The sequence below is a fragment of the Bradyrhizobium sp. NAS80.1 genome (assembly GCF_001908205.1).
Classification (GTDB): domain Bacteria; phylum Pseudomonadota; class Alphaproteobacteria; order Rhizobiales; family Xanthobacteraceae; genus Bradyrhizobium.
Genome location: NZ_LGHL01000307.1, coordinates 1 through 5,233, shown reverse-complemented (window position 1 = coordinate 5,233; position 5,233 = coordinate 1). Strand labels below are relative to the sequence as shown.

Below are 5,233 nucleotides of genomic sequence, written 5' to 3'. Positions count from 1 at the left end.
ATTCTCGGGCATGCCAGTGACGTTCGTGGACGCTACGGCCGCAAGGGTACTCTTGATCCGCAAGTCGCGGCGAAAATCGAGGCGCTCGAACCGCCCGTGATCAAGCAGATGAGAGAGATCCTGCTCGCTGCAAAGAACCGGGCAGATAATCGCGAGCTCACGGTACTGAAGACGTATTAGTTTCAGAATTCGCGATCCTGTATTGAATGACGCGAACGATTCGACCCTCAGATTCGTAGTCTGGTCAGGCCCATTGAAATTGCTGGGGTTTGTTACCGTAAGACGTGAGCCAAACCCGCAAAACCGCGCAATTTCAGCCTTATCAGATGCAGCGAAGTTACCGGGGGCTCGGCCGGCGACAGAGGGGCGTCTGGCCTAGATAAGCAACTATACTGCTCTTCTGACACCGTGACTTTTAATCACGGGGTCCTGGGTTCGAGCCCCAGCGCGCTCACCAGCTAACTGACTGATATATCATCGAAACCCACATGAAAACATCATGTGTTCAAGATGAATTTTACCGCCCGGGTAACACGGGGGTAACAGATTTTACGGAGAGAGACGCACAGATTTGCGCATTTTTGTGCAGAACCGGGCAGACGTTCCCGAAGGTACGCCACGCATCCCTGAGACACGACGGAAGCAACTCCAGCATCTCGCGCGCATTGGGCAATTGCGAAGCCGCCCTCACTCAAGACGCAGCCTGAGCTAGCCGACTATGCGGCGGCGTATACCAAAAACTCGTTCAGGAGATGCTCTTTCATCGCCGAGGGCTCCCGCTCCCCTTGCGAGGCAAGCCACAGAATGCGCTCCGCGACCTCCACCGCAGAATGATGCTGCTGCCGGGTGAAGGCCGGGCTAGCGAGCACTTCATCGAGAATGGTGCGGAGCAACTGCACTGTAGGTGTGTCATACGCCATGTGCTGAATATCCCAAGTACTGAAACAATTCACACGCTCGGCCGACGCGTAATATGGAGCGTAGGCTTATCTTCTCGTTCGGTCCGACCAGCAATTTGCCGGAAACCGGTAATCTACGACGGATTTGATTGCGGGTCTATGACAGCGAACCGGCAACGCCGCCCGCTCAAAATAAGTGCAGGCGGCGCTGTCCAGCCCCGGGAGGGTGATTGCAAAATCCCAGCATGGATTAGTCTGAAAAGCTTAGGCCAAGGTTCACCGGCTCACAGCTAACAGGCCTTCTCGCGATAAACGCATCCAGCTCATTCGCCGCCTTCGCTCCGCAACGATACGGCAAGCTGTCGTCACCTCGGCAGAGCTGCGAGCTTTCGCGGCGTGAAGCACGGCAGGTTCAACACGTACTCTGGCTAATCGCAAGGAAATGGGATCGCCATCTTGGATCGCATGCAACTCTTGAAGAAGATTTCGTTCGGTGCTCGGGTCGCAGAAGAAGAAACTAACGAGCTCGGAAATTATTTCGTCGAAACAGACCAATGGGAACGCATTTATAACGGCGAAATCGATGTGGTCAAAGGCGACAAGGGTGCAGGAAAGAGCGCAATCTACTCGCTACTCAGCGCCAAATCTGACGATCTTTTCGACAAACGAATTCTTCTGATCACCGCTGAAGAGCCGAGAGGAACGCCCGTTTTCAAGGAGCTTGTTACCGACCTTCGCGGTCGTACTGCGGCCACCTCAACGCCAGCCCGTTACTAAACAACCATTCGCCGATGTCCTGCCCGGCGACGCTGCACCGTGCTCTGTAGCCGTCAGTACAGACAGGCATGCAGGCTACCAGCCGCCTCGCAATGAAGTCGGTGAGCCTGTTCGCTGCTACGCCCCCGCACTGATAGGCCCGGCCGCGCGCATCGTCGCAGAGTTGGTCATGCTCGGGGCATCAATGTCGGCGAGACGAATACGCGTGCCGTGTACCGCGACCACATAAATCTGCCCGACGGACGGCTCGCCAGCCGTCCGCTATGCACCGATAGCGACCAAAGTTTGCAGCGCCGCTAAATGACGCGATGGGCCAATAAGCGACATTAGGCCGGTCACTCGATCATCTCGTCGGCGCGGGCGAGCAGCGTGGGCGGGATTATGATGCCAAGCGCCTTGGCGGTCTTGAGGTTGACTGCCAGCTCGAACTTGATCGGTTGTTCGACGGGCAAATCGGCGGGCTTCGCGCCTTTCAGGATTTTTGCAACATACGCCGCCGATCGCCGATACATATCGACAAAGCTCGGACCATATGACAGCAGGCCTCCGTCTCGAACGTAGACGCTTGCTTCCCAAATCGAGGGGAGCCGATAATGCGCCGCCAACTCAATGAATCGCTTGCGGTTGAAATACAGAAACGCTGACGCTGTCGTCACCAAGCCATCAACGCCTTGCTCCTTGGCGCGGGCGAACGCGCTGTCCAGCTCACCTTGACTTTCAACCAGGATTGCATCGAGGCCCAAGGATCGCGCCGCCGACTGTACCGCCGCCACAACTCCTCCCGCCTCGCCAGCGGAGTAGTGCAAGATCATGATGCGTTTGATTGTCGGCACCGCCTCTTTCAACACCTCAATGCGCTTGCTCTCCAGATCGATGCCAAACATCGATAGACCGGTCACGTTTCCACCGGGGCGAGAAAGGCTGGCAATAAGGCGGTCGCCGACTGGATCGCCCACGATCGGAAAAACGATCGGGATTTTGGTTCCGGTTGCGATCAGCGCACGTACCGCCGCCGTACCGGGTGCGATGATGACGTCAAGGTTGCGCTGCGCAAGATCTGCGGCGAGTTCGCGCACGCGGTCGGGATTGCCCTCTCCCCACAGGTAATCGACCTCAACATTGATGCCTTCGATGAGGCCGTTTTCCGCCAGGCCTTGTCTAAGCGCTTCCAGTTGACGGGGGTCCAAGGTCGACGGACTCAGCACACCTAGGTAGGCGATCTTGGCCATGCGCGGCTGCTGCGCGCGCGCGGCGAACGCCCAAGCTGCGACGCCGCTCATCGCCGCAATGAACTCTCTTCGCCGCATTGGTCCACACCCCGCTGCGCTCAACGATAGAATACACACTTTTACGAGAGATATCCAAGCGGCCCATGTCTCCTTGGGGTCATTTTCGACCGACGCTACGGCTTTCGCGTGCCGTTCGATTTCTGCTTTAACCCGAAAACGACCGAATTGCTGCGCGGCAACGAAATGACGCGAAGGGCCAAAAGGCGACATGGCCTTATTCGATCACCTCGTCGGCGCTGGCGAGTAATGTCGAAGGTATAGCGAGGCCGAGCGTCCTTGCGGTTCTCAGATTAACCGCGAGTGTGAATTTCGTCGGTTGGTCGAAGGGGATATCTGCTGGCTTTGCACCCTTGAGAATGAGATCGACTTGGCCTGCCCAGTGATCAGCCATTTCGAGGTTGTCTGCCCCATAGCCCAGAAGTCCGCTAGCTTTGACAACGTCTATGAACCAACCAATTGACGGCAGCCGATATCTCACGGCCAACTCAGTTATAAGGTATCGGTGCAGGTAATTCGGACCTAACCCGTTATACATCAGCCCATCGGCAGACTGCTGAGCCATCGTCTCGAATGCTTGGCGATAGTCCGGTTCCTCTGCCGAGTGTCCCACCGGCGTCCCGACGATGGAAACTCCCAACCGGCGGCCAGCTTCTATTACCGCACGTCCCCATGCTCTTTCCCAGTCATCGCGCGGCGACAGATAGGCGACACGCGATACAGAAGGAACAGCCTGCCGCAGAATATCAAGGTGCTTCCCTTGCATCTCAATCCCGGCGTCCGAGGCAATGCCGGTGATGTTACCTTCTGGTCGAGCAATGTTTTTCACGAGTCCAGCCGCGACCGGATCGCCCACTACAACAACAATTGGTATTGTGGACGTCTCTCTCGCGAGCTGCAAAATGAGTTGATGACCGAGAGCATTCACGATCAAGTCCGGTTTTGATCGTACCGCGTTTCGGGCGATATCTGCGTAGCGTTCAGCTTGCCCATCGGCGCCATATCGATCCACGACCAAATTTTTGCCTTCGACATAACCAAGCTGGCGCAAGCGATCAAAAAACCGCGACCAAAAGACATTTGAAAAGACCGCCACTCCCAACTGGGTGCAAGCCGCCAGCCGGTAAGCTCGACTTGGCTCCGCTGCCCGAAGGACGCTTGCGCCCGTTGTTGCCAACAATCCTGCTAGAAGGTCGCGCCGCCTCATTCGGTCACCTCATCGGTGTTGGCGAGCAGTGCTCATGCTACCGTCAAGCCGTGCGCAGCAGCCCATGCATTGAAGCGGGCAAGACGCCCGGAGACAAGGATTGTTATGTCCGATTTAGTTCATTCTCGACCGACTCTGCGGGTTTCGGCCGCCGTCGATGTCTGCTCTTCTCCGAAACCGACCAGATTGCTGCGCGGCAACGAAATGACGCGAAGGGCCAATAGGCGACATCGCACCTCTACACTCTGAAAGGCAATTGATATAAAATGAGCCTAAGAGCTGCCAGCGGATAAGCCGAAATTCCGCGAAATCAATGGCAGCGGAAAGCCTTCGGCAGGCGAGCGAATCCGAACATCTACCTTGGTTCGGAATCCTTCCGCACTTGGGGCAGGATTCTCAAGCTCGTGAGGCAACGCCATGAATCTCAGACAATCCTTGCATGCAATGCCAGTGACCCTCAATGTCCAGGCAGGGCTTATCGCAGGCTTCATAGCCACCGTCGTCCTTTCCATATTGATGATAGCCAAGAGCTCGGTGGGCTTGTTGCCGCAGCTCAATCCAATCGAAGATATCGTGCATGTCGCGGACCAGCCGACAGGCATGACCCTACCCCTTCCATTTGGGTGGATTGGCCACTTCGTCCTCGGGACAGCCGTATGGGGGATCATCTATGCTGCGTTGCAGGCAAGCCTGCCGGGCGCTCCGGTCGTCAAGGGCCTTATTTTCGGAGCCTTAGCGTGGCTCGCGATGATGATCATCTTCATGCCCCTGGCCGGCCATGGCTTATTCGCGCTGTCGCTCGGCCCTCAGGCGACGGTGGCGACGCTTGTTCTTCACCTCATCTACGGTGCGGTTCTGGGTGTGGCTTACGCTAAGGTCGCCCATGAATAGCGTCAGCTTGAACCAAAGAAAGCAGCCTGCATGACTTCCGCTCAGGGTCAATCGCGACCGGGTCGAGCCAGTAGCAAGTCCGGCCGAGTCCGCTGTGGCGCCGATTGTGTTGAAAAACTCGGTTTTCTGTGAGGTGTAATTTTTCTAAGCCGTGCTGACGCGTTCTCGCGGCA

5 protein-coding genes, 1 tRNA gene and 1 pseudogene are annotated in these 5,233 nt (G+C 56.7%); 4 read left to right on the top strand and 3 right to left on the bottom strand.

Annotation, left to right across the window (positions count from 1 at the left end; genetic code table 11):
• Positions 1–180: pseudogene (locus tag AC629_RS42205) on the top strand (site-specific integrase); the annotation flags it as partial.
• 183 nt (positions 181–363) lie between these two features.
• Positions 364–457, top strand: a tRNA-Ser gene (locus tag AC629_RS47440).
• 259 nt (positions 458–716) lie between these two features.
• On the opposite strand, the gene AC629_RS42200 is transcribed toward AC629_RS47440, so the two are convergent.
• Positions 717–920, bottom strand: a complete 204-nt coding sequence (locus AC629_RS42200; RefSeq protein ID WP_084810538.1) for a hypothetical protein — start codon at positions 918–920, stop codon at positions 717–719.
• A gap of 435 nt (positions 921–1,355) precedes the next feature.
• Here AC629_RS42200 and AC629_RS42195 point away from each other — a divergent pair, with 435 nt between their 5' ends.
• Entirely contained in the window at positions 1,356–1,676 is a 321-nt protein-coding gene (locus tag AC629_RS42195; protein WP_210419202.1) for a hypothetical protein, read from the top strand.
• A gap of 335 nt (positions 1,677–2,011) precedes the next feature.
• On the opposite strand, the gene AC629_RS42190 is transcribed toward AC629_RS42195, so the two are convergent.
• Positions 2,012–3,175, bottom strand: a complete 1,164-nt coding sequence (locus tag AC629_RS42190) for an ABC transporter substrate-binding protein (protein ID WP_084810537.1) — start codon at positions 3,173–3,175, stop codon at positions 2,012–2,014.
• 4 nt (positions 3,176–3,179) lie between these two features.
• Positions 3,180–4,169: an ABC transporter substrate-binding protein gene (locus AC629_RS42185; RefSeq protein WP_084810536.1), complete on the bottom strand. Its 990-nt coding sequence runs from the start codon at positions 4,167–4,169 to the stop codon at positions 3,180–3,182.
• A gap of 417 nt (positions 4,170–4,586) precedes the next feature.
• Here AC629_RS42185 and AC629_RS42180 point away from each other — a divergent pair, with 417 nt between their 5' ends.
• Positions 4,587–5,060, top strand: a complete 474-nt coding sequence (locus AC629_RS42180) for a DUF6789 family protein (protein ID WP_245332177.1) — start codon at positions 4,587–4,589, stop codon at positions 5,058–5,060.
• The last annotated feature ends 173 nt before the right edge of the window (positions 5,061–5,233 follow it).